This window comes from Mesorhizobium sp. WSM4819 (assembly GCF_055811215.1).
Genome location: NZ_JBVVQO010000029.1, coordinates 15,827 through 41,926, shown reverse-complemented (window position 1 = coordinate 41,926; position 26,100 = coordinate 15,827). Strand labels below are relative to the sequence as shown.

General features: G+C 63.2%; 28 protein-coding genes, 1 tRNA gene and 1 pseudogene. 19 read left to right on the top strand and 11 right to left on the bottom strand.

All coding sequences use genetic code 11. The annotated features are described in order from the left end of the window. The first annotated feature begins 63 nt into the window (after nt 1-63). Entirely contained in the window at nt 64-540 is a 477-nt protein-coding gene (locus AC0L18_RS23030) for a DUF1127 domain-containing protein (RefSeq protein ID WP_473494305.1), read from the top strand. Between the two features lie 337 nt (nt 541-877). Here AC0L18_RS23030 and AC0L18_RS23025 read toward each other — a convergent pair. Then, a tRNA-Ser gene (locus AC0L18_RS23025) sits at nt 878-967 on the bottom strand. A gap of 369 nt (nt 968-1,336) precedes the next feature. Between AC0L18_RS23025 and AC0L18_RS23020 the strand changes: the two genes are divergently transcribed. The 3 genes from AC0L18_RS23020 to AC0L18_RS23010 all read left to right on the top strand — a co-directional run bounded on the left by AC0L18_RS23020 (nt 1,337) and on the right by AC0L18_RS23010 (nt 3,560). Further along, entirely contained in the window at nt 1,337-1,654 is a 318-nt protein-coding gene (locus tag AC0L18_RS23020) for a hypothetical protein (RefSeq protein WP_473494304.1), read from the top strand. A gap of 67 nt (nt 1,655-1,721) precedes the next feature. Next, nucleotides 1,722-2,384 carry a peptide-methionine (S)-S-oxide reductase MsrA gene (msrA, locus tag AC0L18_RS23015; protein ID WP_473494303.1) on the top strand — a complete coding sequence of 221 codons (663 nt, stop codon included), beginning with the start codon at nt 1,722-1,724 and terminating at the stop codon, nt 2,382-2,384. A gap of 186 nt (nt 2,385-2,570) precedes the next feature. After that, nucleotides 2,571-3,560, top strand: coding sequence for a BMP family lipoprotein (locus AC0L18_RS23010; protein WP_473494302.1), 990 nt, complete (start codon nt 2,571-2,573; stop codon nt 3,558-3,560). A 291-nt stretch (nt 3,561-3,851) separates the two neighbouring features. Here AC0L18_RS23010 and AC0L18_RS23005 read toward each other — a convergent pair whose 3' ends face one another. Next, complete coding sequence (locus tag AC0L18_RS23005; RefSeq protein WP_473494301.1) at nt 3,852-4,061, bottom strand: SlyX family protein; 210 nt, start codon at nt 4,059-4,061, stop codon at nt 3,852-3,854. A 159-nt stretch (nt 4,062-4,220) separates the two neighbouring features. On the opposite strand from AC0L18_RS23005, the gene AC0L18_RS23000 reads away from it, so the two are divergent. From AC0L18_RS23000 to AC0L18_RS22970, 7 genes and pseudogenes are all read left to right on the top strand, one after another. Beyond that, nucleotides 4,221-5,753, top strand: coding sequence for an ABC transporter ATP-binding protein (locus AC0L18_RS23000; RefSeq protein ID WP_473494300.1), 1,533 nt, complete (start codon nt 4,221-4,223; stop codon nt 5,751-5,753). Next, entirely contained in the window at nt 5,750-6,889 is a 1,140-nt protein-coding gene (locus AC0L18_RS22995; RefSeq protein ID WP_027153023.1) for an ABC transporter permease, read from the top strand. The genes AC0L18_RS23000 and AC0L18_RS22995 overlap by 4 nt, the downstream gene beginning before the upstream one ends. Nucleotide 6,890: 1 nt before the next feature. Continuing rightward, the gene (locus tag AC0L18_RS22990) at nt 6,891-7,862 is read left to right on the top strand and encodes an ABC transporter permease (protein WP_023797500.1); all 972 of its coding nucleotides are present in this window, start codon (nt 6,891-6,893) and stop codon (nt 7,860-7,862) included. 153 nt (nt 7,863-8,015) lie between these two features. Next, a complete protein-coding gene (gene cdd, locus AC0L18_RS22985; RefSeq protein WP_473494299.1) occupies nt 8,016-8,408 on the top strand; it encodes a cytidine deaminase in 393 nt (130 codons plus the stop codon). 31 nt (nt 8,409-8,439) lie between these two features. Continuing rightward, a complete protein-coding gene (locus tag AC0L18_RS22980; RefSeq protein ID WP_473494298.1) occupies nt 8,440-9,258 on the top strand; it encodes a purine-nucleoside phosphorylase in 819 nt (272 codons plus the stop codon). Beyond that, complete coding sequence (gene deoA, locus AC0L18_RS22975; protein ID WP_473494297.1) at nt 9,258-10,577, top strand: thymidine phosphorylase; 1,320 nt, start codon at nt 9,258-9,260, stop codon at nt 10,575-10,577. Before AC0L18_RS22980 ends, deoA begins: the two co-directional genes overlap by 1 nt. Before the next feature lie 269 nt (nt 10,578-10,846). After that, nucleotides 10,847-11,135, top strand: a pseudogene (locus tag AC0L18_RS22970) (GIY-YIG nuclease family protein). Nucleotides 11,136-11,268: 133 nt separating this feature from the next. On the opposite strand, the gene AC0L18_RS22965 reads toward AC0L18_RS22970, so the two are convergent. From AC0L18_RS22965 to AC0L18_RS22955, 3 genes are all read right to left on the bottom strand, one after another. Next, complete coding sequence (locus AC0L18_RS22965; RefSeq protein WP_473494296.1) at nt 11,269-11,820, bottom strand: TIGR02281 family clan AA aspartic protease; 552 nt, start codon at nt 11,818-11,820, stop codon at nt 11,269-11,271. 110 nt (nt 11,821-11,930) lie between these two features. After that, nucleotides 11,931-12,560, bottom strand: a complete 630-nt coding sequence (gene upp / locus AC0L18_RS22960; protein ID WP_023797505.1) for a uracil phosphoribosyltransferase — start codon at nt 12,558-12,560, stop codon at nt 11,931-11,933. A 190-nt stretch (nt 12,561-12,750) separates the two neighbouring features. Further along, nucleotides 12,751-13,725 (bottom strand): adenosine deaminase, encoded by a 975-nt coding sequence (locus AC0L18_RS22955; RefSeq protein ID WP_473494295.1) that lies wholly within the window; start codon nt 13,723-13,725, stop codon nt 12,751-12,753. A gap of 148 nt (nt 13,726-13,873) precedes the next feature. On the opposite strand from AC0L18_RS22955, the gene ubiE reads away from it, so the two are divergent. The 5 genes from ubiE (at nt 13,874) to coaBC (ending at nt 18,273) form a co-directional block, all read left to right on the top strand. After that, entirely contained in the window at nt 13,874-14,650 is a 777-nt protein-coding gene (gene ubiE, locus AC0L18_RS22950) for a bifunctional demethylmenaquinone methyltransferase/2-methoxy-6-polyprenyl-1,4-benzoquinol methylase UbiE (RefSeq protein ID WP_473494294.1), read from the top strand. A 70-nt stretch (nt 14,651-14,720) separates the two neighbouring features. Next, nucleotides 14,721-16,295, top strand: a complete 1,575-nt coding sequence (gene ubiB, locus AC0L18_RS22945; protein WP_473494293.1) for a 2-polyprenylphenol 6-hydroxylase — start codon at nt 14,721-14,723, stop codon at nt 16,293-16,295. A gap of 76 nt (nt 16,296-16,371) precedes the next feature. Beyond that, nucleotides 16,372-16,632, top strand: coding sequence for a FitA-like ribbon-helix-helix domain-containing protein (locus AC0L18_RS22940; RefSeq protein ID WP_091600454.1), 261 nt, complete (start codon nt 16,372-16,374; stop codon nt 16,630-16,632). Further along, nucleotides 16,629-17,036, top strand: coding sequence for a type II toxin-antitoxin system VapC family toxin (locus AC0L18_RS22935; RefSeq protein ID WP_236473441.1), 408 nt, complete (start codon nt 16,629-16,631; stop codon nt 17,034-17,036). Before AC0L18_RS22940 ends, AC0L18_RS22935 begins: the two co-directional genes overlap by 4 nt. 19 nt (nt 17,037-17,055) lie before the next feature. Further along, a complete protein-coding gene (coaBC, locus tag AC0L18_RS22930) occupies nt 17,056-18,273 on the top strand; it encodes a bifunctional phosphopantothenoylcysteine decarboxylase/phosphopantothenate--cysteine ligase CoaBC (RefSeq protein WP_473494292.1) in 1,218 nt (405 codons plus the stop codon). On the opposite strand, the gene AC0L18_RS22925 is transcribed toward coaBC, so the two are convergent. The 4 genes from AC0L18_RS22925 to rpsU form a co-directional block, all read right to left on the bottom strand. Then, nucleotides 18,270-19,706 carry an MFS transporter gene (locus AC0L18_RS22925; protein ID WP_473494291.1) on the bottom strand — a complete coding sequence of 479 codons (1,437 nt, stop codon included), beginning with the start codon at nt 19,704-19,706 and terminating at the stop codon, nt 18,270-18,272. The two genes, coaBC and AC0L18_RS22925, sit on opposite strands and share 4 nt — an antisense overlap. A gap of 277 nt (nt 19,707-19,983) precedes the next feature. Further along, the gene (locus tag AC0L18_RS22920) at nt 19,984-20,457 is read right to left on the bottom strand and encodes a DUF992 domain-containing protein (protein WP_287077006.1); all 474 of its coding nucleotides are present in this window, start codon (nt 20,455-20,457) and stop codon (nt 19,984-19,986) included. Nucleotides 20,458-20,612: 155 nt separating this feature from the next. Beyond that, nucleotides 20,613-21,458 (bottom strand): tetratricopeptide repeat protein, encoded by an 846-nt coding sequence (locus AC0L18_RS22915; RefSeq protein ID WP_473494290.1) that lies wholly within the window; start codon nt 21,456-21,458, stop codon nt 20,613-20,615. A gap of 153 nt (nt 21,459-21,611) precedes the next feature. Next, nucleotides 21,612-21,884, bottom strand: a complete 273-nt coding sequence (gene rpsU, locus AC0L18_RS22910; protein WP_023675331.1) for a 30S ribosomal protein S21 — start codon at nt 21,882-21,884, stop codon at nt 21,612-21,614. 405 nt (nt 21,885-22,289) lie between these two features. Between rpsU and AC0L18_RS22905 the strand changes: the two genes are divergently transcribed. Next, a complete protein-coding gene (locus AC0L18_RS22905; RefSeq protein ID WP_287059709.1) occupies nt 22,290-22,799 on the top strand; it encodes a ferritin-like domain-containing protein in 510 nt (169 codons plus the stop codon). Beyond that, the gene (locus AC0L18_RS22900; RefSeq protein WP_287064689.1) at nt 22,786-23,229 is read left to right on the top strand and encodes a DUF6766 family protein; all 444 of its coding nucleotides are present in this window, start codon (nt 22,786-22,788) and stop codon (nt 23,227-23,229) included. Before AC0L18_RS22905 ends, AC0L18_RS22900 begins: the two co-directional genes overlap by 14 nt. A 72-nt stretch (nt 23,230-23,301) precedes the next feature. Here AC0L18_RS22900 and AC0L18_RS22895 read toward each other — a convergent pair whose 3' ends face one another. Both AC0L18_RS22895 and AC0L18_RS22890 read right to left on the bottom strand, forming a co-directional pair. Beyond that, entirely contained in the window at nt 23,302-23,691 is a 390-nt protein-coding gene (locus tag AC0L18_RS22895) for an SET domain-containing protein (RefSeq protein WP_473494289.1), read from the bottom strand. A gap of 83 nt (nt 23,692-23,774) precedes the next feature. Continuing rightward, on the bottom strand, nt 23,775-24,533 hold the full coding sequence (locus AC0L18_RS22890; protein ID WP_473494288.1) for an SDR family oxidoreductase: 759 nt from the start codon (nt 24,531-24,533) through the stop codon (nt 23,775-23,777). A 260-nt stretch (nt 24,534-24,793) separates the two neighbouring features. On the opposite strand from AC0L18_RS22890, the gene AC0L18_RS22885 reads away from it, so the two are divergent. Then, entirely contained in the window at nt 24,794-26,047 is a 1,254-nt protein-coding gene (locus AC0L18_RS22885; RefSeq protein WP_473494287.1) for a sarcosine oxidase subunit beta, read from the top strand. Nucleotides 26,048-26,100 lie beyond the last annotated feature (53 nt).

The following is a 26,100-nucleotide window of genomic DNA, read 5'->3' as shown; positions in this document are numbered from 1 at the left end:
CTTGTTTGCAACATCCAGGCCCGCCGGCTCGTGTTCAAGCCGGCGAAGGGAAAGGGAACGGTCATGAAATTCTTGGCTCCCGTCACAAAACTTGCTGCGGCGTTTCGCAAATTCGCCGCGCGGCGCTACCGGCCGGAGCTTTATTATATGCGTGGCCCGGGGCCAGCCACCGCCCGCCGTATGGGCACGCACGCCGAGCGAAAGGCTCTGTTATCGGCAACGGACCAGTTGAGCCGTTTACCCGATGGCGTCCTTGGCGACATCGGCATCTCTCGTGACGAAATCATGTGCGCTTTGCGAAGCCGCGCCACCCGCCCTGCGGAGGCCTTTGCCCACGCCCGCTCTCCCCGAAGAGAGAATGACGCCATTCCGGGCGAGAGCCCAGAAGCTGCGGTAGTGGGTCATTTTGAAATTGCGGAGCAGGGCCATCATTGGCGGAATGAACTCAAGCCGGCCGAGTCCGGCACGCACTGGTTTACGCACGGGGCCACAATCACAGAGCCAGGCTGTCACCCCTTACGCCCCGCAATGGGTCAATAAGTCTGGCACCGTACTTGCCTGGTAAGATATGGGGTGGGGTGGAGGCCCGTCGCTTCGCAAATGTAGCGGCGGGTCTTCTGCATACGGGTCGCGCCCGCCTAAAACCACAGAGATGGGCCGAGCTTGGAAAATTCCATCACAAACGCCTGAAACGAGTCGCCCCAAAGCACAGCGTACCCAAGGACCGGCACCAGGCTCGCAAATTGGGGCAGCTTCGTGCGCGCTAACGAAGCAACATATGTCCATCTCGGCCTGAATTTCTGCAACTTCATGTCGTACCTAAATTCGTACGCAAGAAGAAAGGAAAAACCATTTGCGCAAGTAAATCAATGGCATATGGCGGAGAGAGCGGGATTCGAACCCGCGTTACGGTCTCCCGTAAACACACTTTCCAGGCGTGCGCCTTCAACCACTCGGCCACCTCTCCGTCCTGGCATTTTCACCGCGGCCGGTTTCGCCGCGCGCGGGTTGGGGAGATGCCGTCTCCCTCGGGAAATTCCGGTGCGAAACGCCGCACCGTGGGTGCCGTCAACCAGCGGACACCCTTTCCCCCGCTCCTGAGCCGTCAAAGCAACAGGGCGCGGGGCTCATCTAGTCGATCCGGTGCCGAATGCCAAGACGCTCTATTCGCTTTGTCGGATAGAGTTGCTCTGTTCCTAGCCGACCGACGCCTCTCCGACGCGACCGGCGGTGCAGGTTCAACTTCGCGTGTCGCAATTGCGGATAAAGCGCGCAGATCCTATTTATCAGTCCGATACAGATATTTCTGAAAAGCTTGCGGGGAGGTAAGGTCTGGGTGTTCCGCTTCGTCTTCCGTCTTGCCGCAATGGTTGCGCTTTCGGTTTCGGTCATCGTGGCGGTGGTCGACGCGACGCGCTCGGTGGCGGCCTCCGCCCTGGTCATGACACCGCTCAACACCAGTTGGCTCGCCGTCTCGCCGGATACGCGAAGCGCCTTCGAGAGCTTCGTCCGCGACAGGCTGGGTCCGCTGCTGTGGGACGGCGCCATCGCCTGGGTGCTCAACCAGCCTGGTTTCGCGGTGTTCGCGGGGCTTGCCTTCATTCTCTACATGATCGGCTACCGGCGGGAACGGCCGACCGGGCGGTTCGCCTAGACTTGATAATTCTCCAGCGTCCCCAAACAAAGAGAAAGCCCCCAACAAAGAGAAAGGGAGACTGCACATGTTCCTCAGCGACATGCTGAACAAGAAGCTCAACCTGCCAAAACCTGCCGAGGCGCTGCCGGGTCGCGCTAATCCTATCCCGACGGCATCCAATCATTTTGTCTCGAAGCGGCCGCTGAAGGGCCCCTATCCCGACGGGCTGGAGAAGGCGATGTTCGGGCTGGGCTGCTTCTGGGGCGCGGAACGCATGTTCTGGCAGGTCGAGGGCGTCTGGGTCACGGCCGTCGGCTATGCCGGTGGCGTCACCCCCAATCCGACCTACCAGGAAACCTGCACCGGTTTGACCGGTCATGCCGAAGTCGTGCTGGTCGTCTACGACCCAAAAATCGTGTCCTATGTACAGCTTCTGAAGCTGTTCTGGGAAAGCCACGATCCGACGCAAGGCATGCGCCAGGGCAACGACGTCGGCACCACCTACCGCTCGACGATCTACACCTTCGGTGATGCGCAATACCAGGCGGCGATCGCCTCGCGCGACGCCTACGAGGCCTCGTTGCACGGCGCCGGCCGCGGCAAGATCACCACCGAGATCGCTCCGGCACCGGAATTCTACTTCGCCGAGGAAGACCACCAGCAATATCTGGCGAAGAATCCCTACGGCTATTGCAATCTGCAGGGCACCGGCGTCACCTGCGCCATCCCGGCTGCCGTCTCCGCCTGAGGCCTTGGCGGGACGATGATCCCGGCTTTTCCAACAGGTCAAAATTCCGCGTGAATTTTGCTTCGGGCCGTGCCAGATTGGCCCGAAGCGGGAGGAAGACACTCCTGTCTGATGTCGCATGCCTGCCGGAGAACCGGGCAGGCAGGCGGTGCATAACGGAAAAATAACCGACAGGGTGTGGATCACATGAAACGTATCGTTCTCGGCCTCCTGGCCGCAACTGCGATGGTTCTTCCGGCCTTCGCCGCGGACATCCAGCCAGCACTTCTCTACGATCTCGGCGGCAAGTTCGACAAGTCATTCAACGAAGCGTCCTACAACGGCGCCGAAAAGTTCAAGGCCGAAACCGGCATCGCCTATGTGGAATTCGAGGTCTCAAACGCCACCCAGCGCGAGCAGGCGCTGCGCCGTTTCGCCGAGGATGGCCGCAATCCAATCGCCATGGCGGGCTTCTCCTGGGCAGATGCGCTGGAGAAGATCGCCGTCGAGTTTCCCGAGACCAAATTCGCCATCATCGACATGGTCGTCGACAAGCCCAACGTCCGCTCCGTCGTCTACAAGGAGCAGGAAGGCTCCTATCTCGTCGGCGTGATGGCGGCGATGGCCTCGAAGTCCAAAAAGGTCGGCTTCATCGGCGGCATGGACATTCCGCTGATCCGCCGATTCGGCTGCGGTTATGTCGGTGGCGCCAAGGCGGCCGGCGCGACCGATGTCATCCAGAACATGACCGGCGACACGCCGGCAGCCTGGAACGATCCGGCCAAGGGCGGCGAGATCGCCAAGACGCAGATCGACCAGGGCGCCGACGTGATCTACGCAGCGGCAGGCGGAACCGGTGTTGGCGTGCTGCAGGCAGCGGCCGACGGCGGCAAGCTCGGCATCGGCGTCGATTCCAACCAGAATGGACTGCAGCCCGGCAAGGTGCTGACCTCGATGGTCAAGCGCGTCGACGTTGCCGTCTACAACACCTTCATGGACGCCAAGAACGACAAGTTCACCGGCGGCATCAACGATCTCGGCCTCAAGGAAGGCGGCGTCGACTACGCCATGGACGACAACAACAAGGCGCTTGTCGACGACGCGATGAAGGCGGCGGTTGAAAAGGCCAAGGCCGACATCATCGCCGGTACCGTCAAGGTGCATGATTACATGTCGGACAATTCCTGCCCTTATTGATCGCAGGGCAATCGCATTTGGTGTCTTGCGAAGGTGGACCGGATTCTTGCGAAGAGGACCCCCACCCTAACCCTCCCCACAAGGGGGAGGGAACGCTGCCGCGAGCCAATTTGCCGAGGTCAGCGCCAACGGAAGTCTCCCTCCCCCCTGTGGGGAGGGGTTAGGGGTGGGGGTACATCGTAGAGCGAAAGCGTTGGCTTTCCACAGCGTAGCCCAGCTATTGATCGCGACCTTGCCGATCCGCTCGAAGCCGCCGGTGAAAACCCGGCGGTTTCTTGCTTATCAGCAACCTCACCAGTGCGGCGGCTTGGTCACCGGCACGTCGGGCGCGGCCTGTTCCTCCAGCGCCAGGAAGCGGTCGGCCAGCGCATCGAGCTTGCGCTGTATGCGCTCGATCACCTTCCACTGCTCGGCGATCTGGCCGGACAGTTCCTCGATGGTCTTCTCCTGCTCGGCGGCGCGGATTTCCAGCGTCGTCAGCCGGTCGTCGGGCATGGTCATTTGAAATCCTCGATCCAGGCGATTGTGCAGGCTGCGGCCACGTTCGAAATTGACAAGCGCGCGGGGATTTGTCGAGAGTGAACGCTGCTCCGGCAATTGGCACAGGCGGGGCGTCATGCTAGGCGTTTTGACCAAGCGATAAAAAATGGGACAGGCCGCATGGCGCAAGCCGCAATCGAGCTGGTCGGCATCAACAAGAGTTTTGGCGCCGTCCGCGCCAATCGCGATATCAATCTGGAGATCGCGCGCGGCACCATCCATGGCATTGTCGGCGAGAACGGCGCCGGTAAGTCGACGCTGATGTCAATTCTTTACGGGTTCTATCAGGCTGACAGCGGCGAGATCCGCGTCGGCGGCCAGCCGGCGTCGATCAAATCGCCCAACGATGCCATCGCGCTCGGCATCGGCATGGTGCATCAGCATTTCATGCTGGTCGACAATTTCACGGTGCTGGAAAACGTCATTCTCGGCGCCGAAAGCGATGCGCTGCTGAAGAAGAGCATCGCCAAGGCGCGGTCCGAGCTGGAACGGCTCGAGCGCGAATATGGGCTGGAGGTCGATCCCGATGCGATCATCGAGGAGTTGCCGGTCGGACTGCAGCAGCGTGTCGAAATCCTCAAGGCGCTGTATCGCGGCGCCGAGATCCTGATTCTCGACGAGCCGACGGGCGTGCTGACGCCCGCAGAAGCCGACCATCTGTTCCGCATCCTCAGGCAGTTGAAGGAGCAGGGTAAAACGATCGTGCTGATCACCCATAAGCTGCGCGAGATCATGGCGATCACCGACACGGTCTCGGTCATGCGCCAGGGCACGATGGTGGCGACACGGGAAACCACGAAGACCACGGTCGGGGAACTGGCCGAGCTGATGGTCGGGCGCCGCGTGCTGCTCAGGGTCGAGAAGGGCGAGGCGGAAGCCGGCGGGGTCAAGCTTGCGGTGAAGAACCTGACGGTGAAGGATTCTCGTGGCGTCACCATGGTCGACGACGTCTCCTTCGATGTGCGCGCCGGCGAGATCGTTGGCATCGCCGGCGTCGCCGGCAACGGGCAATCCGAAATGCTCGAGGCGATTTCCGGCATCAGGCGCGCCGTCTCGGGCTCCGTCATGCTCGACGGCAGGCCGATCGATCTGACCGGGGCCGCCGATCCCGGCGAACTGCGCGACCGCGGCCTCGCCCATGTCCCGGAAGACCGTCATCATGTCGGGCTGGTGCTGGCGTTCGAGGAGAACGAGAATTCGATCCTCGGCTATCACGACGATCCGCGATACCTGAAGGGACCGTTCCTCGACATCGACGCGATCCGCGACGACGCCAGGGACAAGATCGCCAAATACGACATCCGCCCGGCGGACTGCCGCCTCAAGACCGCGAATTTCTCCGGCGGCAACCAGCAGAAGATCGTGCTGGCGCGGGAAATGGAACAGGACCCGGGCGTGCTGATCGTCGGCCAGCCGACGCGCGGCGTCGATGTCGGCGCCATCGAATTCATCCACAAGCGGCTCATCGCCATGCGCGACCAGGGCAAGGCGGTGCTGGTGGTGTCCGTCGAGCTCGACGAGATCCGTTCGCTCTCCGACCGCATCCTGGTGATGTTTGCCGGCCGCATCGTCGGCGAGCGCGGCCCCGAGGCGAGCGAAGGCGAGCTTGGACTGCTGATGGCCGGCGTCGAGCACCGGGAGGCGGCGGAATGAGCACGCCTTACGCCAAGCTGCCGGCCTGGGCGGATTACGGGCTGATCCCGGTGATCAATCTCGCCGTTGCCTTCGTCGTTGCCGGCCTCGTCGTGCTTCTGGTCGGCGAAAATCCGTTCCGCGCTGCCGCCGTCCTGGTCGAGGGCGCCTTCGGCCGTGGGCAAGGCATTGCGTTCACGCTGTTCTACGCCACCACCTTCATCTTCAGCGGGCTGTCGGTGGCGGTAGCGGCGCATTGCGGCCTGTTCAACATCGGTGGCGAGGGCCAGGGCTATATCGCCGGTCTCGGCATCGGCATCGTTTGCCTCGCCTTCGACAGCGTGCTGCCGTGGTGGCTCACCTTTCCGCTGGCGATCATTGCAGCTGCGGCGATGGGGGCGCTGTGGGCACTGATCCCGGCCTATCTGCAGGCCAGGCGCGGCTCGCACATCGTCATCACCACCATCATGTTCAATTTCATCGCCGCCAGCGTCATGGTCTACGCGCTGGTCGGATTCTTGAAGCCGGCCAATTCGATGGCGCCGCAGACACGCACCTTCCTCGACGGCGCGCAACTGCCGAAGCTCAACTGGGTCATCGAATTGTTCGGCGCCAAGATCCGCTCGGCGCCGTTCAACATCAGCTTCCTGCTGGCGCTGGCCATGGCGTTTCTGGTCTGGGTGCTGATCTGGCGCACCAGGCTCGGTTACGAGATGCGCACCTACGGCCACAGCGCAAAAGCGGCGCGCTATGCCGGCATTTCGGAAACCCGCATCATCATCGTCGCCATGATGATTTCGGGCGCGCTGGCCGGCATGATGGCGCTCAACCCGACGATGGGCGACCAGCACAATGTCGCACTCGAATTCGTTTCGGGCGCCGGTTTCGTCGGCATCGCAGTGGCGCTGATGGGGCGCCTGCACCCGGTCGGCATCGTGCTCGCCGCAATATTGTTCGGCATGCTGTACCAGGGCGGCGCCGAGCTCGCCTTCGAAATGCCGGCGATCAGCCGCGACATGATCGTCATCATCCAGGGCCTGGTCATCCTGTTCGCCGGCGCGCTCGAGCATATGTTCCGGCCCTATGTCCAGGCGCTGTTCGCCTCGCTCAGCCCGAGATCTGTCGGCATCGAAGCGATCAAGGGGAAGGGTGCCTGAGATGGATCTGTTCAACGCCATCATCCAGGTTCTGGACTCGACCATCCGCCTGTCGGTGCCGCTGCTGCTCGCCTGCCTCGCCGGTCTCTATTCGGAGCGGGCCGGCATTTTCGACATCGGGCTCGAGGGCAAGATGCTGGTCGGCGCCTTCGCCGGTGCCGCCTCCGCCTCCGTCTTCCATTCCGCCTATATCGGCCTCGGCATGGCCATCCTCATCTCGGTCGCTTTTGCGCTGGTCCACGGCTTTGCCTCGATCACCCATCGCGGCAACCAGATCGTCTCCGGCGTGGCGATCAATTTCATCGCCGCCGGATCGACGATCATGCTCGGCCAGGCTTGGTTCCAGCAAGGTGGACGTACGCCGGCTCTGGCATCGGACGAGCGGTTCGGGGCGATCGTCTGGCCCGGTGCGGACGCGCTCAGGGGCGTGCCGATCCTCGGACCGATATATTCGGAACTGATCTCCGGCCATTCCGTGCTGGTCTATGTCGCGTTCCTCGCCGTGCCGTTCACCTGGTGGGTGCTGTTCCGCACCCGTTTCGGCTTGCGCATGCGCGCGGTCGGCGAGAACCCGGCCGCGGTCGACACCGCCGGCATCTCGGTCGCCTGGCTGCGCTACCGAGCGCTGATCTGCACCGGCGTGCTCACCGGCATTGCCGGCGCCTATCTGTCGATGGTGCAGAATGGCGGCTTCGTCAAGGACATGACCGCCGGCAAGGGCTACATCGCCCTGGCCGCGCTGATCTTCGCCAAGTGGAAGCCGGTCAACGCCATGTTCGCCTGCCTGTTGTTCGGCTTCCTCGACGCGCTGTCGATCCGCCTGCAGGGCACGCCGCTGCCGCTGATCGGCAAGGTGCCGGTGCAGCTCATGCAGGCGCTGCCCTATATCCTCACCGTCATCCTGCTCGCCGGCTTCATCGGCAAGGCAATTCCGCCGCGCGCCGGCGGCGTGCCCTATGTCAAGGAACGCTAAGCGTGATTTCGAACCGGAGGTCAGCGAAAAGCGGAAGCCGGTTTCCGGACAGGATGATGCAATGGAAAAATATGAGCATGATTTCGAACCGCAGGTCCGCGTCAGCGAAAAGTGGAAGCCGGCTTTCGGACAAGATCATGCAATGGAAAAACAATGTCGCATGATCTGTTCGAAGCGGCCAAGGCCGCCATGGCCAAGGCCTATGCGCCCTATTCGAAATTCCCGGTCGGGGCGGCACTGCGCACCGAGGACGGCCGCGTCTTTACCGGCGCCAACGTCGAGGTCGCGTCCTATCCGGAAGGTTGGTGCGCCGAAACCACCGCGCTCGGCCACTTCATCATGGCCGGCGGCGGCAGGATAACGGAGATCGCTGTCATCGCAAAGCGCATGGCTAAATGCTCGCCCTGCGGCGGCTGCCGGCAGCGGCTGGCCGAATTCTGCCGGCCGGAAACCAAACTCTATATTTGCGACAATGCCGGCGTGGTCGAAACCGTGACCATGGGCGAGATGCTGCCCTACGGCTTTCAGGGCGAAATGTTGAAATGAGGAGCTTGGTTGAAATGAAGAGCTGGTTGACATGAAGGAAGCGCTTGATCGTCTGGTCGAAAGGCTGGACGGGCTGGCGCCCGCCACCGCGCTGGTGCTGGGTTCGGGCCTTGGCGGGCTTGTCGACCAGGTCGAGGATCCTGTCCGCATTTCCTATGGCGAATTGCCGGCCTTTCCCAGAAGCGGCGTCACCGGCCATGCCGGAGAGGTGGTGGCGGGACATTTTGCCGGCACGCCTGTGCTGATGCTGTCCGGCCGCGCTCACTACTACGAACACGGCAACGCGGCGGCGATGCGGCCGGCGCTTGAAGTGCTTGCCGGCCTCGGCATCTCGCAACTGATCCTCACCAATGCCGCCGGCTCGGTCGATCCGGGCATGGGGCCGGGCTCGGTGATGCTGATCACCGACCACATCAATTTCTCGGGTTCCAATCCGCTGATCGGCGAGCCGAGCGACCGCCGCTTCGTCGGCCTGACCGAAGCCTATGATGCCGGTCTTCGCTCAGCGATCGAGACGGCCGCGAAGGCGACGGACACCGCGCTGCACAAGGGCGTCTATATGTGGTTTTCCGGGCCGTGCTTCGAGACGCCCGCCGAGATCCGCATGGCGCGCGTCATGGGCGCCAATGCCGTCGGCATGTCGACCGTGCCGGAGGTCATTCTCGCCCGTTTCCTCGGCCTGCGCGTCGCCGCCTGCTCGGTCATCACCAATCTCGCCGCAGGGATGACAGGGGCGGAGCTTTCGCACCAGGAGACCAAGGACATGGCGCCGATTGGCGGCGCGCGGCTGGCGACGATCCTCCAGCGTGTGTTCCAGGATGGGTTGCCGGAGCGTAAGGTCCCGGCCTGATGCTTCCCCAGGAAATCATCCGCAGTAAGCGCGACGGCCACAAGCTGTCGACGCAGGAGATCGCCAGCTTCATCGAAGGCCTCACCGCCGGCACCGTCTCGGACGGGCAGGTCGGGGCCTTCGCCATGGCGGTGTTCTTCAACGGCATGAGCCGCGACGAGGCGGTGGCGCTGACCCTGGCGATGCGCGATTCCGGCGACGTGCTCGATTGGTCGGACCTGCCGGGCCCGGTCACCGACAAGCATTCGACAGGCGGCGTCGGCGACAATGTCTCGCTGTTGGTGGCGCCGATCGTCGCTGCCTGCGGCGCTTATGTGCCGATGATTTCCGGCCGCGGCCTCGGCCATACCGGCGGCACTCTGGACAAGATGGACGCCATCCCCGGCTATACCAGCCAGCCGGATGTCGCGGGATTCCGCAAGGCAGTGCTCGAAGCCGGCTGCGCCATCATCGGCCAGACCGCCGATCTCGCGCCCGCCGACCGCCGGCTCTATGCGATCCGCGACGTGACGGGAACCGTCGAATCGGTGCCGCTGATCACCGCCTCGATCCTCTCGAAGAAGCTGGCGGCCGGCCTGCAGTCGCTGGTGCTCGACGTAAAGGTCGGCAACGGCGCCTTCATGGAAAAGTCGCGCGACGCAACGACACTGGCGAACAGCCTGGTCGAAGTCGCCAATGGCGCCGGCCTGAAGACCTCGGCGCTGGTCACCGGCATGAACGAGCCGCTGGCCTCAGCAGCCGGCAACGCGGTCGAGGTGCGCAATGCCGTCGATTTCCTCACCGGCCGCTTCCGCGACCGGCGTCTGGAGGATGTGACGCTGGCATTGGCCGCAGACATGCTGCAGTCGGCCGGGCTGGTCTCGTCCAACCAGGACGGCATGCGGCGCGCCGCCGAGACGCTTGCCGGCGGCGGTGCCGCCGCCGTCTTCGCGCGCATGGTGGCGGGGCTCGGCGGTCCGGCCGACTTCGTCGAGAACCCGGAAAAACACCTGCCGAGGGCGGCGACGGAATTTGCGGTCAAGGCCGCCGAAAACGGCTTCGTTACCGGTATCTCCACCCGCGACATCGGGCTTGCCGTCGTCGGGCTTGGCGGCGGGCGCATCAGGCCGGACGACAGGATCGACCATGCCGTCGGCATCACCCGGCTGCTGCCTGTCGGCGCGGAGGTGCGGGCCGGCGAGGCGCTGGCGCTGGTCCATGCCCGCAATGCCGGGGATGCCGAGGCGGCCGCCGCCGCCGTGCTTTCGGCCTATACGATCGGCGCTTCGAAGCCGCCCGCGGAAAAAACCGTCATCCGGCGCATCCTGCCGCGCGGATGATCTGAACCAAATCCGATCGAATCGGGGTAGGCTCTAGCTTAACTAGAGTTCCTCCCCACAAGGGATTTGGTTCTTGACTGTCGTTCGCTGCGGCCGGCTTGCAGCCGTCGATCCACGCCACAGGCCACCACACCTTCGTCATCCCAGGGCGGAGCAGGAGCGAAGCGACGTCCGCGGAGACCCTGGGATCCATGCCGTGACATAAGCCGAAGAATGCAGCGGCCCAGAACGGCGCTTGCATCCGCAACGGCGCTCGTTACGCTTCCGCGATGACCGGCTATGCCAACCATGATCGCGAGCCGGAAGCGCGGCACGATCTACATCGGCGTCACCAATGATCTCGGCCGCCGCATGCCGGAGCACAAATCCGGCCAAGGCTCGCGCTTCATCAGCCGCTACGGCGTGCAGCGCCTGGTCTGGTATGAAGAACATTTCGACATTCGCGACGCCATCCAGCGCGAGACGTCGCTGAAGCGCTGGCCGCGCCAGTGGAAGATAGAGTTGATCGAGAAGGCCAACCCAGAGTGGTTCGAGCTTTTTCGCGGAACCGGGTGGTAGCGTTCAGTTCTGGGCCGTAGCATTCTTCGGCTGGCGTAACGGCATGGATCCCAGGGTCTGCGCCGCGTCGCTTCGCTCCTTGCTCCGCCCTGGGATGACGAAGCGAGGGATGATGATCCTGCCCGATCATGGTTCACTGGACGAGCAGCAGCGAGCCGTTCTCGACCTGGTATTTTTCCAGCCGCTGGAGAAAGCTCAGACCGATCAAATTGGTGCGCAGCGCCTTGTCGTCGAGCACCACCGCCTGGACACCGTCGAGCGTGATCTTGCCGATCTGCAGCCGATCGACGGTCACCAAGGCAGCCTTGATCGCGCCGTTGGCGGTGTTGACCTGGTGCTTGAAATCCGACGCGTTCAGCGAAACGCCGATCCTGCGCGCCGTCGAACTGTTGATGGCGACCAGCGTTGCGCCGGTGTCGATCATGCCGTCGACCGTTCGACCGTTAAGCTTGAACGCCGACGTGAAATGCCCGCGCGCGTCAGCCGGGATCACGACCTTGCGGCCGAGCGGCTGCGCCGGCCTGCCGGGAACCGTGGCCAGATTCAGGTCCGTTTCGACCGCCGGCCTGGCCCCGACCGCCGATTTCAGCAGGCCTTCGAACATCTGCGGATTCGACTGGTAGAGCATCGGGAACGACGCCGATGCTACGGCGAGCACGCCAAGGATGAGAAGATTGCGCAGCATGGACCGGCCTTCGTGAAGACCCATGCTTATCGCGGCATGGTGTTTGCCGCTTTAACAGATGCAGAAAGCGGTCGTTTGCGTAAACGATCGGTAAACGAGCGGCGCCACGGTCATTTGGTCCCGTACATGCGGTCGCCAGCATCGCCGAGGCCGGGCATGATGTAGCCCTTCTCGTTGAGCTGGCGGTCGATAGAAGCGGTGAAGACCGGGACATCGGGATGCGCCTTGATGAAGCGATCGAGGCCTTCTGGCGCTGCCAGCAGGCAGAGGAAGCGAATGTTGGTGGCGCCGCGTCCCTTCAACTTGTCGATCGCGGCGATCGCCGAATTGGCGGTCGCCAGCATCGGATCGACGACGATCACCAGCCGGTCGGCGAGATCGCTCGGCGCCTTGAAGAAATATTCGACCGCTTCCAGCGTTTCGTGGTCGCGGTAGAGACCGATATGGGCGACGCGCGCCGCCGGCACCAGGTCGAGCAGGCCTTCGAGCAGGCCGTTGCCGGCGCGCAGTACTGAGGCGAAAACCAGCTTCTTGCCCTCCAGCGTCGGCGCTTCCATCGTCTCGATCGGCGTTTCGATCGTCGTCGTCGTCAGTTCGAGGTTGCGGGTGACCTCGTAGCCGAGCAGCAGCGAGATCTCGCGCAGCAGCCGCCGGAAGCCGGCCGTCGAGGTTTCCTTCTTGCGCATGATGGTCAGCTTGTGCTGGACAAGCGGGTGGTCGACGACGGTGACGCCCTGCATGGTGGTCTCCTAGCTGCGCAGGTGAAAGTGAGTAGTGAATGGTGAATAGTGAATAGTGAATAGTGAACAGGTTTGCGAGTCCTTGGTTCAGCGGAAAACTCGCGGTTGACGGACCGAAGCGCCGGGTGGACCATTCACCATTCACCATTCACCATTCACCATTCACCATTCACCATTCACCATTCACCATTCACCTGCCCTTGACGTCGAGCCGGCCCAGCAGCATTGCCTTGGTCTTCCTGTCGACGAAGGCGGCGTCGATGGCGGTTCTGGTGACGGCGGCGAGCGCCTTGTCGTTCATCGAAAAATGCTCGGCGGCAATGTCGTATTCGCGCTTCAGCGACGTCCAGAAATAGGGCGGATCATCGGAATTTAGCGTCACCTTGCAGCCAGCCGCCAACAGGGCCGGAAAAGGGTGATCGGCGAAACTGTCGAACACCCTCAGCGCGATGTTGGAACTCGGACAGCATTCGAGCACGACGCCTTCCTCGGCGATGCGCCGGATAAGGTCGGGGTTTTCGATGGCACGCACGCCATGGCCGATGCGGGCGGGGCGAATGTGGTCGAGCGCGGCCTTGACGCTCTCCCAGCCCATCAGTTCGCCGGCATGGACGGTGATGCCAAGGCCGGCCTCTCGCGCGATTTCGAAGGCCCTGACATAGTCCTCCAGATCGCCCATCCGCTCGTCGCCGGCGACGCCGAAGCCGGTGACCAGCGGATGCCCGCAGCGGGCGGCGAAGCGCGCCGCCTGCTCGATCGATTCGACGCCGGCATTGCGCACGCCGGTGACGATCATGCGGCCTTCGATGCCGGTCTTGGCCTTGGCGCGCGCCATGCCTTCGCCGAGCGCGTCCGTATAGGCCTTGGGCGACAGGCCGGCCTTCCCGGCGTGGTCCGTCGAGGTGAAGATCTCGGAATAGATCGCGCCGTCGCGGGCGAGGCTGGTCAGATAATGATCGGCCAGCCGCGCATAGTCCTCTTCTGTGCGGAACAGGTCGGAGGAGAAGTCATAGGCGGCGAGGAAGGAGCTGAAATCGTGCCAGACGAAAGAGCCGTCCTGAATGTAGGGCGAGGTGTCCTTGCCGTATTTCTGCGCCTGGCGGATAACGAGTTCGGGCGCCGCTGCCCCTTCGATATGGCAGTGCAGTTCTGCTTTCAAAGGCATGCAATCATCCCGTCAGGTCAGTCCAGGACATGGAGCCATAAGCGTGATCCCACGACCGGGAAGCGCGGCCGAACACCGCGCCTTAAACAATAGCGTCGGCATCATCGATCGGCTATGGTCCCGCCGGTTTTATGGCGGATCAAAAATAATGTCGGTTGAGAGAACCACGGCCGTTGGCGGCATGGAAACCTCCTATGGTTTCAAGCGCGTAGGGGCAGGCGAGAAGCAGTCCTTGGTCAACGACGTTTTCCACAAGGTGGCGGACCGCTACGATCTGATGAACGACCTGATGTCGGGCGGCCTGCATCGGCTGTGGAAGGACGCCATGGTCACATGGCTCAATCCACCGAAACGACCGGGCTGGAGCGTTCTCGACGTTGCCGGCGGCACTGGCGACATCGCCTTCCGCATCGTCGAGGCGAGCGGCAGGAACGCCCGTGCCACGGTTCTCGACATCAACGGCTCGATGCTCGCCGTCGGCCGCGACCGGGCCGAGAAAAAGGGCCTGACGGATAATACCGATTTCGTCGAGGCCAATGCCGAGGAGCTGCCTTTCGCTGAGGCCAGTTTCGACGCCTACACGATCGCTTTCGGCATTCGCAACGTGCCGCGCATCGATGTGGCGCTTGCCGAAGCCTTTCGCGTGCTGAAGCCTGGCGGGCGCTTTCTCTGCCTCGAATTTTCCGAGGTCGACATGCCGCTGCTCGACAGGGTCTACGAGGCGTGGTCGTTCAACGCCATCCCCAGGATCGGCAAGGCGGTGACCGGCGAAAACGAACCCTATTCCTATCTGGTCGAATCGATCCGCAAATTTCCCAATCAGCAGAATTTTGCCGCGATGATTTCCCGCGCCGGCTTCGACCGCACTTCTTTTCGCAATTATGCCGGCGGCATAGCTGCGCTTCATTCGGGCTGGAAGCTTTGAGGCTGGCCCGTATTTTTTATACGCGACCTGCCCTTCGCCGGTCTAGAAAACCGGCAGGACAAGCGCAGTCATGAGTAGCGTCGGCGCTGGTTTCAGGCTCGTACGGGCCGGCTGGGTGCTGGTCCGCGAAGGCGTCGTCGCGGCGTTGCCGGGCGATGAGCTGTTCGGCCTGCCGAAATTCGGCTGGCGGGTGGCACGGCTGTTCACCCGCCGCCGCGCGCTTGCCTATGAACGTGGCGATCGGCTGGCCAAGGCCGTCGTCCGGCTCGGCCCATCCTATGTCAAGCTCGGCCAGTTCCTGGCGACACGGCCCGATGTCGTCGGCAACGACATAGCGCTCGATCTCGCCATGCTGCAGGACAAGATGCAGACATTTCCGCAGACCGAGGCCATTGCGGCGATAGAGGCCTCGCTCGGGCGCAAGGTCGGCGAGCTCTACGCCAGTTTCGGCGAGGCGGTCGCCGCGGCCTCGATCGCTCAGGTCCATACCGCCGAAACCTTGCAGAACGGCGTCGGTTCGCGGGTGGCGGTGAAGGTGATCCGGCCGGGCGTGCGGCGCCGTTTCTTTCGCGATCTCGAAAGCTATTTCCTCGCCGCCCGTCTCCAGGAAAAATACATCCCGTCGTCGCGCCGGCTGCGGCCGGTCGAGGTGACCCAGACGCTGGCGCAGACCACCAAGATCGAGATGGATTTGAGGCTTGAGGCGGCAGCGCTTTCGGAGCTCGGCGAAAACACCAGGGACGATCCCGGCTTTCGCGTGCCGACGGTCGATTGGGAACGCACCGGCCGCGACGTGCTGACCATGGAATGGGTCGACGGCATCAAGATGAACGACATTGCTGGCCTGACTGCCGCCGGCCACGATCTGAAGGCGATCGCCGCCAATCTGGTCCAGTCGTTCCTGCGCCATACGCTGCGCGATGGTTTCTTCCACGCCGACATGCATCCGGGAAACCTGTTCGTCGAGCCCGATGGCACCATCGTCGCTGTCGATCTCGGCATTGCCGGCCGGCTCGGCAAGAAGGAGCGCCGGTTCCTCGCCGAAATTCTCTACGGCTTCATCACCCGTGACTATCTGCGCGTTGCCGAAGTGCATTTCGAGGCCGGCTACGTGCCGCGCCTGCATAACGTCGCGGCATTCGCCCAGGCGATCCGCGCCATCGGCGAGCCGATCCACGGCCAGCCGGCCGAAACCATCTCGATGGCCAAGCTCTTGGCGCTTCTGTTCGAAGTCACCGACCTCTTCGACATGGCGACGCGATCCGAACTGGTGCTGCTGCAAAAGACCATGGTGGTGGTCGAGGGCGTTGCCCGCACGCTCGACCCGGCATTCAACATGTGGAAGACGTCAGAACCGGTGGTCGGAGGCTGGATATCAGGCAATCTCGGTCCGCGTGCCCTGCTGGCCGACGCACGCGACGGCGCCAGCGCGTTGCTGGCGCTGGCCCGCCAGGCGCCGGACCTCGCCGCCCGCACCGAGCGGCTGTCGCGCGAGATCGATCTGATGGCCGAACACGGGCTGCGTTTCGACGACAGGACGGCGCACGCCATCGGCAAGGCCGAGGCGCGCCACACCCGCTCCGGCCGGCTGGCGCTGTGGGTTATCGCGCTGACGCTGGTCTTTATCGCCTGGAAGTTGCTCTGACTGCAGGCAATGACAGCAGTGCTGTCATTGCAGTCATGTTGCTTATCGCCTATGTTAAGGGGCAAGGAGCAAGAGCATGAGCACGATAACAATCCGCAATCTTGACGAAAGCGTGAAGCAGGTGCTTCGCGAGCGCGCTGCCGCGCGTGGCGTTTCGATGGAGCAGGAAGCGCGGGACGCCTTGCGCGAGGTGGCGATCCCAAAAACCAAGCTTGAAAATGGGGCTTGGCGGCTAAAAGCGTCGCGTGACGAAATCTTGGCGCTTGGACGAAAGCTAGAACGGCCTTTTGATCTCAAGGCACTTACTGACCACATGTGGGACGAGGGACTTCTGTGACAATTGCAGTCGACACGTCGGCATTGATCGCAATTATTGGCGCAGAGCCGGACGCGGCTGCGTTCGTCGATGTTTTCGGAACCTCACCTGCTGCACTGATCAGTACTGCGACGCTGCTGGAGGCGCATTGCGTAGTGAGCCGATCAAGCGGTAGCGTCAACGCTAGCGAGTTCCAAATGCTCATCGACCGTCTTGAGCTAACGGTAGTTCCCTTTGATTTGCCGCAGCTTGAGATCGCGCGGCTTGCTTATTCTCGTTTTGGTCGTGGATCCCGCCATCGTGCCGATCTCAACATGGGCGATTGCTTCGCCTACGCCTTGGCCAAGTCACGAAACCTGCCGCTGCTTTTCAAGGGCAATGATTTCATCCATACCGACATCGAACCGGCGCTGAAGCCGGCATGACATCGGACAAGAACTGGGCATGACCCTCTCCGGCAAGCGCATCCTGCTGATCATCGGCGGCGGTATCGCCGCCTACAAGGCGCTCGACCTGATCCGCCGGCTGCGCGAGCGCGGCGCCGCCGTGCGTGTGGTGATGACTGCCGCGGCGCAGGAATTCGTCACCACGCTGTCAGCTGGAGCGCTCTCCGCCGACCACGTCTTCACCGATTTGTTCGACAGTATTGACGAGCACGATGTCGGCCACATCCGCCTGTCGCGCGAGGCCGACCTTGTCGTCGTGGCGCCGGCTACCGCCGACCTGATGGCGAAGCTTGCCAACGGCCATGCCAGTGACCTTGCCTCGACCGTGCTCATCGCCACCGACAAGCCGGTGTTGATGGCGCCCGCCATGAACCCGAAAATGTGGTCGCATCCGGCGACCCGGCGAAACCGCGCGACGTTGCGGAAGGACGGCGTCGCATTCGTCGGCCCGGCAAAGGGCGAAATGGCCGAGAGCAACGAGGCGGGCGAGGGCCGCATGGCCGAGCCGCTGGAAATCGTTGCCGCGATCGAGGCGCTGCTCGATATCAGGCCGAAGCCGCTGGCAGGCAGAAAGATCATCGTCACCTCAGGGCCGACGCATGAGCCGATCGACCCGGTGCGCTATATCGCCAACCGTTCGTCCGGCAAGCAAGGCCATGCCATCGCGGCGGCGCTGGCAAGGCTGGGCGCCGATGTGCGCCTCGTCTCCGGTCCGGTCGGCATTGCCGATCCGGCTGACGTCACCACGCTGCATGTCGAAACCGCAAACCAGATGAAGGACGCGGTCGAACAGCTTTTGCCGGCGGACGCGGCGGTGTTCGTCGCGGCGGTTGCGGACTGGCGCAGCGAGACTTCGGCCGGCGAGAAGATTAAGAAGGTGGCGGGCGAGGGGCCGCCGGCGCTGCAGATGATCGAAAACCCTGACATTCTTGCCGGCGTCGGCCATCACAGGAAGCGACCCAGCCTAGTCGTCGGTTTCGCCGCCGAAACGCAGGATCTGGTCAGGAACGCCGAGGCCAAGCTCAGGAAAAAGGGCGCCGATTTCATCGTCGCCAACGATGTATCCCACGAAAGCGGGGTGATGGGCGGCGACCGCAACACTGTGCGGATCGTCTCGAAGGCCGGCGTCGACGAATGGCCCGAGATGAGCAAGGACGAGGTGGCGACGCGGCTCGCCGCCTTGATCGCCGAACGGCTGAAGACGATTACTGTCTAGCCGGTCGCTTCCCGTGGCCGGGCTGCCGGCCCCGAGATCCTCAGCGCGGCGAGGCAGCCCAGAATCCCGAGCGGCACGAAGGCGAGGAACAGCCAGGTGGCGACATTCGCCGCCGCCTCACGGTTCAGGCCTTCGGAAAAACCGCTGGCATTGGCGACGATGCCGGTCAACGCGGCACCGACCGCATAGCCGATGCGCTGCATGGTCGGCACGGCGGCGGAAGCGATCGTTTGTTCGCCGTCCCTGGCCGATGCGACGATCACCCGTGTGACGAAGGGCCAGGCAATGCCGAAGCCGCCGCCCTGCAGCAAGGCGCAAAACAGGATCAGCGGAATCGAACCGGCCGGCACGGCATAGGCGAAACCGGCGATGCCGGCCGCGATCATCAGCGCGCCGCCGGTGATGATCAGTCTTTCCCGCTCCGGCGGCGCATTGGCGACGAGGATCGACAGGATCGACCAGGCGATCGATTCGGCGGCGATGATATAGCCGGTGGTCAGGATCGGAATGCCATGCAGGCTGGTCAGAAGCAGCGGCCCGTAGACGGCGAAGGAACAGGTCGCCACCGAAAAGGCGGCAACCATGGTCATGCCTGCGCCGACCGGCGAGCGCCAGGAGAACAGCCGCGACGGGAACAGCCGCGAGCCCGGCTTCAGCGCGTCGATGCGGACGAACAGCGCGAGCCCGATCAGGCCGAGGATGAGCAGCAGGGACGAGCGCATCAGGGCAATGTCGACACCGGCCGTGGCGATCAGCACGACGCTGACGGCAAGGCAGCCGAGCGCGGCAAAGGGGAAGGGCGGCGCGGTTCCAGTGATCGACCGCGGCCGGGTCGCCTCGGGCGTGTCGAGCACGATGAAGCTCGCCAACGCCATGGCGGTGCCGCCAAGGGTGAAGACGCCGAAAGCCCAGCGCCAGGAGAGAGATTCGGTCATCAACGCACCGAGCACCGGCCCGCTGAAGGCGGCGACGCCCCAGATCGCCGACATAACGCCGAAAAGCTGCGGCCAGATGGCGCGTGGAAACAGCCGCTCGACCGAGACGAAGGCCAGCGACACCAGCGCGCCGCCGCCAAAACCCTCGATCAGGCGCCCGACCAGGAACAGCGGCATGGACGGCGCGATGGCGCAGACCAGTGCGCCGGCCGCGTAGAGCAGGGCGGCGACCATCATGTTGGTGCGCAGCGCGACATAGCTCACCAGCCGTCCGGCGGCAGCGCCGGCGACGATGGCGCCGAGTTCGTAGATCGCCAGCGACCAGCCGACCAGCTGAACCCCGGCGAGTTCGCCGACCATCGCCGGCATCACCGTTGCCACCATGGTTTCGTTGGTGGCGTGCAGCAGGATGCCGAGGCTGATGAAGCAGAAGCGCGCCAGATCGCCGCTCGCCCACAGCGCCCGCCAGTCGACCCTGTTTGTGCTGGTTTCGATCACCCCGCCCTCCCGAACTTTCGTATACGCCGATTAAAGAAATGGTGGAGCGCTCTTCGTCTCCAAATGGCACTTCGGGGATGGGTTGTAAAACCTCAACCGCAGTTGAGCTCAAGCGGTTTTTTTGCGGGTGCGCTGAGGGTGCTGATGAAGGCGGGATGTCAAGATTGGCGATCATGGCGTCAGCGATGATCTTCCTTGGCACGGCGGTTCCCAAAGTCGTGCGGCGCGGAACAGTCCTATCCTGTTCCGCGCCGCATGCAGAACTACGCTATGGCGTTCATTTGAAAGAGTGGATCAGTTGCAGTGAGGTGACGGCGACTGCCAGGTTGACGCCGGTCTGCGCCTGTACGTTTAGTGGCTGCAGCGAGAAGGCGCTGTTCAGCCCGCCGACCAGAAGGTTGGCGCCGCCACCGGTTACCACGCTGGCCTCAGCGTTGACGCCATAATAGCTGCCGGCAAGATCGCCGGCATCACGGTCGCGGGTGGCCGCCAGAACCGCCCAAATCAATTCGCCCTGGTGGGTCCTGCCAACGTCGACGCCAAGCTTGGAAATGACCCCGGTATAGGCTTCCGGGGGACCGCCATGATGAGGGCGAAAGGTGCAGGCCACGCCCTTGTTGGATGTCACGATATAGCCGGTGCCGCCGTCGATGGTGCAGTCGAGCACGCCGAGCTGCAGCCTCCCTGCGCTGGCAGGGGCGGCTAGAACCGTAGCGGCGAGGGCGGCGGCACAGGCGAGTTTCTTGATCATGGGAGGGGTCCTTTTCGCGAATAGCCCTTGAACAACGGCTAAGCGTCCCGAGCGTTCCGCCGAGAACTTGGCGCGATCAAGGCGTCAGTCGTTGAAGGTGTCGAAGCCATGCCAAACGGCAGGCCTGCCATGTCAGGCCGAAACGCCGCCGTCGGTCAGACGGCGCTGGTGCGCGCCAGGCCGTCCTTGGCCGGCTGGTAGGTGGGGCTGAGGCGCACGGCCTCGCGGTAGGCTTTTGCCGCCTTGGCCTTGTCGCCGCGCCGCTCGTAGATCAGCGCCTGGTTGGACCAGGCCTCGGCATTCTTGCCGTCGAGCTTGATCGCCATGTTGATGTCGGCGAAGGCATTGTCCTCGTCGTTCATGGCGAGATAGGAGAGGCCGCGGCCATTGTAGGGATCGGCGGCGTCCGGCGCCAGCGAGATGGCTGTCGAGAAATCCTCGATGGCGAAAGCGTGCTGGCCTTGGCTCTGATAGATCAGGCCGCGATTGTGATAGGCGCGCGCGTCTGTCGTGTCGAGCTGGATCGCCTTCTGGAAATCGTTGAACGCTTCCTGGATGCGGTTGGCTTTGCGGTAGAGATTGCCGCGGCCGATATAGGCGGCGTCATAGTCGGGATTGATCTGGATCGAGCGGTTGTAGTCGGCAAGCGCGGCCGCCTGATCGCCGAGGAAACGCTGGATGAGAGCGCGGTTCGAATAGGCCTGGTAGAAATTCGGATTGAGCTGGATGGCGGTGTTGAAATCCTTGAGCGCCGCCTGATACTGGCCGCCGCGGCCATAGGCCGAGCCACGCACATTGTAGCCTTCCGGATCCTGGGGACTGCGCTGGATGACAGCCGACAGCGAGGAGATGTTCTCGGCCGACCCTTGTGCCTTGTCGATGTTGGTGAATTCGCCGGTCGGGGCTGTCTGGCAGCCGGCGAGCGCCAAGCCAGAAAGCAGGGCTGCCGTCAGGGCGAAGCCGCGCATTGCGGTTCTGCGCTCCACGCTAATTGCGTTCATGTCTGCTCTGTCCTCACTGCCCGCCCGCGCCGTCAGGTCTGTTCCCTCTCCGTACCGGCCCTCTGCGAGCTGGTCGAATTCAAAACAAAAAGGTGGCGGCGATTTCGCATCGCGCCACCTTGGGTATCCTTCGAAAAGGACGAAAAATTGGCGTCAGAACCGCGGCGGACGCGGAGCGCCGGCACCAGCGGCACCAGCCGCCACCGGGCGCGGCGTCATCGGCAGCAGGCCTTCGCGCTGGGCGCGCTTGCGGGCCAGCTTGCGGGCGCGGCGAACGGCTTCCGCCTTTTCGCGGGCGCGCTTCTCAGAGGGCTTCTCATAATGTCCACGCATCTTCATTTCGCGGAAGATGCCTTCGCGCTGCATCTTTTTCTTGAGCGCGCGAAGCGCCTGATCAACATTGTTGTCGCGGACGAGTACCTGCACGGGCAATCCTGTCTTTCGGGTTTTGTTAACAACAGGCAAGTGGCCATAGTCGCTTGCCTCCGCGGCGGTCTACACCACGAATTGTGGCGGCTGATAGCAGAATCATGCCGCTCTGTCCACTGCCGAAACGAAAAACCCGCCTCAGCGGCGGGTCGTCGGCGCAAATCACACCATAGGTCAATCGATAGCATAACTGCCGGCGCAAAGCAAGGAAGTTACAACTTCTGATCGTAGGTTCGCTTACCTGGGCCGCTCTCCGCACCGGTGAGCGATCAATGGCGTTCCCCGCCACAAATAAATTTTGGCGGCTCCATCCGGCAGAACGCTCCCCCTGGCTCTATCAGCGAAGGAACAAAGCTCGTTGCCCCTTGTTTGTTTCGCATAGGCAAGCACAGGAGAAAACCGATGTCAGAAACCCGTGAATGGCTCGTCCAGTGGCTCAGGGACGCGCATGCGATGGAGGAGCAGGCCGAAACCATGCTGAACGGCCAGTTGAGCCGGCTGGAGAGTTATCCCGAACTCCGTGAGCGCATCAGCCTGCATGTCGACGAGACGAAGGGTCAAGCAGCGCGCCTCAGAACCTGCCTGGAACAACTGGGCGAAGATAGGTCGACGCTGAAGGACGCCGGCGGCAAGCTGTTGGCCATGGCGCAGTCCCTCAGCGGCGTGTTCGCCGGCGACGAGGTGATGAAGGGCTCACTCGCGAGCTACACATTCGAGCATATGGAGATCGCCTCATACACGATCCTCATCGCAGCCGCAAAATCCCTCGGCGAAACGGAAGTCGCCCGGGCCTGCGAACAGAACCTGCGTGAGGAAGAGGCAATGGCCGAGTGGCTGAAAAACAAGCTGCCCGCGACGACGGAGCAGTTCCTGGCTCGCTCGGAGTCGGACAGCGACTATGCCAAACGATGACGACAACAGGCCGGCGGCCAAGATGAGACCGCCTTCGGTGTGGCGGGCCTACAGCTACGCCTGGATTACCCTCGGCTTCTTCATCATCTCGATCGTCGGTCACTGGGTTTTCGGCTGGTTCGCCTATCTCGACGAGCAGCAAGCGCTCGGCCAGCCACCCGAATTCGGCGGCTATCTGATCGAGATGAGCCGCGACACGCTTGAGAACTGGCAGTCGGAATTCCTGCAACTGCTCTGGCAGGTCGGCGGCCTGGCGTTCCTGCTCTTCGTCGGCTCGCCGCAATCGAAGGAGAGTACCGACCGTATGGAGGCTAAGATCGACGCGCTTCTCACCCTTGTCGACCCGAAGAAAGGCAAGGAAGCGATTCGCGAGTTGGACCTGCAGTATGACGGCCGCCACACTGACGAGCCGCACGCGCACCGGCACTAAATCCGGGAGTTGGAAATTGACCCGGAGGCGATCATCGCTCCGGGTCGTTGATCCAACAACGCAACCAGGTCGCTATGATGCTGTGGCCAGGTGACGCCGCTCGAAATCCTCGAAGAACTCGCCGTAGTCGCAGGTTATTTCCTCGCCAGCCGCTATGTCGCGGATCGCGGTTGCCCCGCCATACTGCGAAAAATCCGTGTTCGGCCTTTCGGAATGGTTCATGAAGCGGCCATTGTCGACCTCATAGACGATGAATCCGGGCCGGTCCGGGCTTGGATAGGCATATCTGTCGAGCAATTCCCTGAGGTGGGGCGGCGCCGTCCTATATTTTTCGATCGGGATCAGCCGGTCGAAATCCGGATCGAGCCGCCAGATCGACGCTCCCTTCCTGATCGGCTCGGCGGCGAACACGCCGACGCCCTGGATTGAGCTAGCAGCGATGTAGGTCCTGATCAGCAGCATGTTTTAGGCCCGTCTTCGAACAAAAGTGTCCGAAGAAATCGCCAAATCGCACTGGAAAGCAAGACCGCTTTTGCGACATTGCCTCACGTCCGATTGATCGAGACCCCGCCATCGGCAAACAGCGCGGTTCCGGTGGTGAAGCTCGATGCGTCGGAAGCCAGATAGAGCGCCGAATGGGCGATCTCCTCGGGCTCGGCGACGCGCTTCAAGGCATGCAGGTTTTCGACGAAGGCTCGCGATTCAGGTGTCTTGAACGTTGCCGAAGGCGTGTCGGTGCCGCCCGGCAGCAGCGCGTTGACCCGCACGCCTTTGGCGCCATACTCGGCGGCAAGCACCTGCGTCAACCCGATCAGCCCGGCCTTGCTTGCGGCATAGCTGGTCATGCCGGGCATGCCGACGGTATGGCCGACAAAGGTAGAGGTGAAGATCAGCGAACCGCCGCCGCGTTCGACCATCGCCGGGACCTGATGTTTCGCGCCGAGGAATGCGCTGGTCAGGTTGGTGTCGAGCGTCTCTCGCCAGCCTTCCAGCGACAGCTCCGAGATTGGACCCATCTTGCCGGTCGAGCCGGCGTTGTTGAAGGCGATATCCAGCCCGCCGAATTTCTCGACCGCCAGGTCGACAAGGGCTTTGGCATAAGCTTCGTCGCGGACGTCGCCAGCAAGCGCAATGGCGGTGCCGTCGGCGTCCTCGATTTCCGCAACGAGCACGTCCAGCTCCGCCTGGCGGCGGGCAGCGACGACCAGCTTGGCGCCAGCCTCGGCAAAGAGTTTTGCGGTGGCGCGGCCGATGCCGGAACTGGCGCCGGTGACGATGGCGATCTTGTTGGCGAGTGCGAGCATTTTTTGCATCCTTCTTTCGCGCCAGCTTTCGCCGGCAATCGGATGCTTGGTCGCAGATCGAGGCGGCACGAGCCACCCGATACCCGAAGGCGTCCGGATGCGTCGTTCGGCTCGTTGCTCGACAGGTCTTTTTGGCCGTGGCGCAAAACGGCAAGCGCCGTCGCAAACAGCGCAAGGGTGGCAGCGCTGTTTCGCTAGTGATACACCTCGCGCGCCGGGGCTCGATTGGATGTCCGGCCGCTATCTGCGAGGCTGGAACGTTGAAGAAATACTCGGTATTCGCCATCGCCCGCGAGGCCATGCGCGGCCACAAGGGCTGGGAGGAACAGTGGTCCTCGCCAGAGCCGAAGAAGGAGTACGACGTCATCATCGTCGGCGCCGGCGGCCATGGCCTGGCCACCGCCTATTATCTCGCCACGGTGCACGGCATCACCAATGTCGCGGTGCTGGAAAAGGGCTGGCTCGGCGGCGGCAATACCGGCCGCAACACCACCATCATCCGCTCCAACTATCTCTATGACGAGAGCGCCGGCATCTACGACCACGCGCTGAAGCTGTGGGACGGGCTCAGCCAGGAGCTCAACTACAACGTCATGTATTCGCCGCGCGGCGTCATGATGCTGGCCCACAATGTCCACGACATCCAGGTGCTGAAGCGCCACGTCCATGCCAACCGTCTGAACGGCATCGACAATGAATGGCTGACGTCGGAAGCCGCCAAGGAATTCTGCCCGCCGCTCAACATTTCGCGCGATGCCCGCTATCCGGTGATGGGCGCGACCCTGCAGCGTCGCGGCGGCACCGCCCGCCACGATGCGGTCGCCTGGGGCTATGCGCGCGGTGCCTCGGCGCGCGGCGTCCACATCATCCAGAATTGCGAGGTCACCGGCGTCAAGCGGGCGCCGAACGGTTCGGTCACCGGCGTCGAGACGACGCGCGGTTTCATCGGCGCCAAAAAAGTCGGCGTCGTTGCCGCCGGCCATTCGTCCGTCATCATGGACATGGCCGGCGTGCGGATGCCGCTGGAAAGCTATCCGCTGCAGGCGCTGGTTTCCGAGCCTGTCAAGCCGGTCTTCCCCTGCGTGGTGATGTCGAACACGGTGCACGCCTATATCTCGCAGTCCGACAAGGGCGAACTGGTCATCGGCGCCGGTACCGACCAATATATCTCCTATTCGCAGACCGGCGGCCTGCACATCCTGCAGCACACGCTCGACGCCATCTGCGAGATGTTCCCGATGTTCACGCGCATGAAGATGCTGCGCTCGTGGGGCGGCATCGTCGACGTGACGCCCGACCGCTCGCCGATCCTGGCCAAGACGCCGGTGCCCGGCCTCTATGTCAATTGCGGCTGGGGCACGGGCGGCTTCAAGGCGACGCCGGGCTCGGGCCATGTCTTTGCCCACACCATCGCCAGGGACGATCCGCACCCGATCAACGCCCCCTTCACCATCGAGCGCTTCCGCACCGGCCGCCTGATCGACGAGGCGGCGGCGGCGGCGGTGGCACACTGATGATGGCCCGCTTTGTGATGTTGGGCCAGAGGCTTTGCGATCAACCCGCCGGC

What these genes read in the sequence shown, in the direction of transcription:
- AC0L18_RS22895 (WP_473494289.1), bottom strand. Translation starts at nt 23,691, where the DNA reads ATGCTGCTGATCAGGACCTACATCGCTGCTAGCTCAATCCAGGGCGTC.
- ubiE (WP_473494294.1), top strand. Translation starts at nt 13,874, where the DNA reads ATGTCGGTTGAGAGAACCACGGCCGTTGGCGGCATGGAAACCTCCTAT.
- AC0L18_RS22995 (WP_027153023.1), top strand. Translation starts at nt 5,750, where the DNA reads ATGAGCACGCCTTACGCCAAGCTGCCGGCCTGGGCGGATTACGGGCTG.
- AC0L18_RS23000 (WP_473494300.1), top strand. Translation starts at nt 4,221, where the DNA reads ATGGCGCAAGCCGCAATCGAGCTGGTCGGCATCAACAAGAGTTTTGGC.
- AC0L18_RS22915 (WP_473494290.1), bottom strand. Translation starts at nt 21,458, where the DNA reads ATGAACGCAATTAGCGTGGAGCGCAGAACCGCAATGCGCGGCTTCGCC.
- AC0L18_RS22900 (WP_287064689.1), top strand. Translation starts at nt 22,786, where the DNA reads ATGCCAAACGATGACGACAACAGGCCGGCGGCCAAGATGAGACCGCCT.
- ubiB (WP_473494293.1), top strand. Translation starts at nt 14,721, where the DNA reads ATGAGTAGCGTCGGCGCTGGTTTCAGGCTCGTACGGGCCGGCTGGGTG.
- AC0L18_RS22955 (WP_473494295.1), bottom strand. Translation starts at nt 13,725, where the DNA reads ATGCCTTTGAAAGCAGAACTGCACTGCCATATCGAAGGGGCAGCGGCG.
- msrA (WP_473494303.1), top strand. Translation starts at nt 1,722, where the DNA reads ATGTTCCTCAGCGACATGCTGAACAAGAAGCTCAACCTGCCAAAACCT.
- AC0L18_RS23030 (WP_473494305.1), top strand. Translation starts at nt 64, where the DNA reads ATGAAATTCTTGGCTCCCGTCACAAAACTTGCTGCGGCGTTTCGCAAA.
- AC0L18_RS22965 (WP_473494296.1), bottom strand. Translation starts at nt 11,820, where the DNA reads ATGCTGCGCAATCTTCTCATCCTTGGCGTGCTCGCCGTAGCATCGGCG.
- AC0L18_RS23005 (WP_473494301.1), bottom strand. Translation starts at nt 4,061, where the DNA reads ATGACCATGCCCGACGACCGGCTGACGACGCTGGAAATCCGCGCCGCC.
- AC0L18_RS22905 (WP_287059709.1), top strand. Translation starts at nt 22,290, where the DNA reads ATGTCAGAAACCCGTGAATGGCTCGTCCAGTGGCTCAGGGACGCGCAT.
- coaBC (WP_473494292.1), top strand. Translation starts at nt 17,056, where the DNA reads ATGACCCTCTCCGGCAAGCGCATCCTGCTGATCATCGGCGGCGGTATC.
- deoA (WP_473494297.1), top strand. Translation starts at nt 9,258, where the DNA reads ATGCTTCCCCAGGAAATCATCCGCAGTAAGCGCGACGGCCACAAGCTG.
- AC0L18_RS22990 (WP_023797500.1), top strand. Translation starts at nt 6,891, where the DNA reads ATGGATCTGTTCAACGCCATCATCCAGGTTCTGGACTCGACCATCCGC.
- AC0L18_RS22980 (WP_473494298.1), top strand. Translation starts at nt 8,440, where the DNA reads ATGAAGGAAGCGCTTGATCGTCTGGTCGAAAGGCTGGACGGGCTGGCG.
- AC0L18_RS22920 (WP_287077006.1), bottom strand. Translation starts at nt 20,457, where the DNA reads ATGATCAAGAAACTCGCCTGTGCCGCCGCCCTCGCCGCTACGGTTCTA.
- upp (WP_023797505.1), bottom strand. Translation starts at nt 12,560, where the DNA reads ATGCAGGGCGTCACCGTCGTCGACCACCCGCTTGTCCAGCACAAGCTG.
- cdd (WP_473494299.1), top strand. Translation starts at nt 8,016, where the DNA reads ATGTCGCATGATCTGTTCGAAGCGGCCAAGGCCGCCATGGCCAAGGCC.
- AC0L18_RS23010 (WP_473494302.1), top strand. Translation starts at nt 2,571, where the DNA reads ATGAAACGTATCGTTCTCGGCCTCCTGGCCGCAACTGCGATGGTTCTT.
- AC0L18_RS22940 (WP_091600454.1), top strand. Translation starts at nt 16,372, where the DNA reads ATGAGCACGATAACAATCCGCAATCTTGACGAAAGCGTGAAGCAGGTG.
- AC0L18_RS22890 (WP_473494288.1), bottom strand. Translation starts at nt 24,533, where the DNA reads ATGCTCGCACTCGCCAACAAGATCGCCATCGTCACCGGCGCCAGTTCC.